Origin of the sequence: Oceanispirochaeta sp. (assembly GCF_027859075.1) — a bacterium.
Lineage (GTDB): Bacteria > Spirochaetota > Spirochaetia > DSM-2461 > DSM-2461 > Oceanispirochaeta.
This window is the reverse complement of sequence record NZ_JAQIBL010000090.1, coordinates 1-2529: the sequence shown is the minus strand read 5'-3', so window position 1 is coordinate 2529 and position 2529 is coordinate 1. Positions and strand designations below refer to the sequence as shown.

Genomic DNA, 2529 nt, shown 5'->3' with positions numbered 1-2529 from the left:
CAGAGAATATGGCATATGTGATGGCAATTCCAAATGAATCGACAGAACGGCGATTATCAGATGCTTTAAAATCGATGGAAACATCTTTAAAAAATATTATATATAAATTTCTCTTCATTTCGATGCATGCAGTTGTGTCAGCAAAAGTCAGCCAAAATTGAAAGAAATCATAGAAAATGTTGGATATAAAAAGAATGTAATATTGTGTAATTCCTTATCCAGTAGTAATATAAAAAATACAGAGAAATGGGTAGCAATGTAACCTGACAATGTATTATTCTATCGGAAACATTTGAATACGCAAGGACAGAGTATGGGTTTATGGGATAAATTTGTTGTACTGGAAGGTTTGGACGGTTCCGGAACGACAACACAGCTGAACAGACTAGCATCTCACTGCCGGAATAAGGCAACAGATTGCATCAGGACCTTTGAGCCCTCAGACGGATTTATCGGCCAGGCGGCCAGAGCCGTATTGGAAAAAAGAGAAAAAGTGCATCCTCTGACCCTGGCTCAATTATTTGCCGCCGACAGAAGAGAGCATGTGCAGCTGATGACAGAAGAGCTGGAAGCCGGAAAATGGGTATTCTGTGACAGGTATCTCTTTTCTTCATTGGCCTATCAATCCCTACAGCTGGATTTTGAAACAGTACTGGAAATGAACAGAGAGTTTCCCCTCCCGGGATACTGCCTCTACCTTGAGTGCTCGGTGGAAACCTCTTCAAACCGACGGGACAAAAGAGAGAGTATCGACCTCTTTGAAAAAGAGGCTTTCCAGAGAAAAGTCATATCCCTCTATGAAAAAGCCTTTACAACCCTTTATCCCGATGGAAAGGACCTCTATAGAATAAACGGTGAAGACAGTGCGGATACTGTATTTCATAACATTATTGAGATTTTAGGGCTTTAATATCGATTCTCTTCAGGATTGATTGTAAGGATTCCTCAATCCGGAGCCGATATTTAAGATGTGAAGAAACTCCTCAGGCAGCTCTTATTCCTCATGCTTTTAATCCCGGTCGTCAAGCCTGTGGATCTGCATGCTTATAAAATCCTCTATGCCGAACAGTTTTACAGGCTCTATCACCAGCATATGTACCTCTACCCCGAAGATACCATGGAAAATATTCACTATCTGGGAATGGCTCTCCGTTCGGATTTTGCCAACCCTCTGAATGCTCTGGCAACCATCACGAACGAAAAAGAATGGGAAAAATATAGATACCTTTTTTATATGCATGTCAATCTACGGTTGGTAGACTCCTATCTGAAACTGGGCATGAAATATGATAAAAGGAATGCGTATTTCTACAATTATCCCTGGAAATTTTCCAATCTGGATAGTCTTGATACGGCGGAAGAGTGCTACCGCTACGCCCTGAATTTCTGGGAGGATGCCAAAGAGTGGTCAGCAAAAGCGTCTTCTGACAAATTTGCCTGGATGTTTATCCAGGATGTACAATTCTGGGAAGATGAATCCTACAGGATCGAAACGAAAGATCTGAACTATGAAAAGACCATACAAAGAGAACTGGACCGCCTGCAGAGGGTCAGAGAAGCCTTTGAGTCCATGGATGAAAATACCTACTGAATCAAAGCATCAACATAGCATCACCATAGGAATAAAACATATATCCCGACTCGACAGCTTCCTCATAGGCTTTATTGATATTCTCTTTCCCCGCAAAGGCACTGACTAATACAAGAAGTGTCGATTCTGGAGTGTGGAAATTTGTAAACATCCTGGTGACTACTTTAAACTCATAACCTGGATAAATGAAAATATCCGTACTACTTTCACCCCTCTGTAGCTTTCCGTCACTCCAGGCGGATTCCAGGGTTCTCACGGACGTCGTGCCGACAGCCAGAACAGGACGGCCTTCCTTGACCGCACGCTCCACTTTCTCAGCGGTTTCATCAGAAATGAAGAACTGTTCTTCATGCATCTGATGGTCCAGAATGCTTTCTGTCCTGACAGGTTCAAAGGTCCCCAAACCGACATGGAGTGTGACAAAGGCTGTTTCAATACCCTTTTTATTCAATTTTTCCAGGATTTCATTTGTAAAATGCAAACTTGCAGTGGGGGCAGCGACAGAACCGGTCTCTTTTGAGAAGACAGACTGGTACCGCTCTGTATCCTCTTGTGAATCTTCTCTCTTGATATAGGGAGGTAGCGGGATATGCCCGAACCGGTCAAGATAGTCGTCATTCAGGGGGGACGAAAAGCGGACTTTCCTGTGATTGCTGCTGACCTCTTCTTCAATGACGCCCTTTAAATTCCCCGGAAATCGATAGGACTTTCCTGTTTTCTGCTTTTTAGCCTTAGAGACCATACAAAGCCAAAGATCTTTATCAAGAGATTTTAAGAAGAAAAACTCAACTTTCCCGCCAAAGTCAGACAGAGCAAAGACCCGGGCTTTTCTGACTCTCGAATTGTTAAAAACCACCAGGGTCCCTTTTTCAATCAAGTCGGGAAAATCCTGCATATTCATATGTCTGACCGCTCCGGTCCGGCGGTTCATAACCATC

At 43.0% G+C, this 2529-nt stretch carries 3 protein-coding genes; 2 read left to right on the top strand and 1 reads right to left on the bottom strand.

The window, feature by feature from the left end; genetic code table 11:
* The first annotated feature begins 313 nt into the window (after positions 1–313).
* Positions 314–910: a dTMP kinase gene (tmk, locus tag PF479_RS04740; RefSeq protein WP_298002821.1), complete on the top strand. Its 597-nt coding sequence runs from the start codon at positions 314–316 to the stop codon at positions 908–910.
* 60 nt (positions 911–970) lie between these two features.
* The gene (locus tag PF479_RS04735; protein WP_298002819.1) at positions 971–1591 is read left to right on the top strand and encodes a hypothetical protein; all 621 of its coding nucleotides are present in this window, start codon (positions 971–973) and stop codon (positions 1589–1591) included.
* 1 nt (position 1592) lies between these two features.
* On the opposite strand, the gene queA is transcribed toward PF479_RS04735, so the two are convergent.
* Positions 1593–2529, bottom strand: a 937-nt coding sequence (gene queA, locus PF479_RS04730) for a tRNA preQ1(34) S-adenosylmethionine ribosyltransferase-isomerase QueA (RefSeq protein WP_298002817.1), incomplete at its 5' end; no start/stop codon positions are given.

Excerpts from the sequence above, each read along its gene's own strand:
- tmk (WP_298002821.1), top strand. The coding sequence starts at position 314 with ATGGGTTTATGGGATAAATTTGTTGTACTGGAAGGTTTGGACGGTTCC.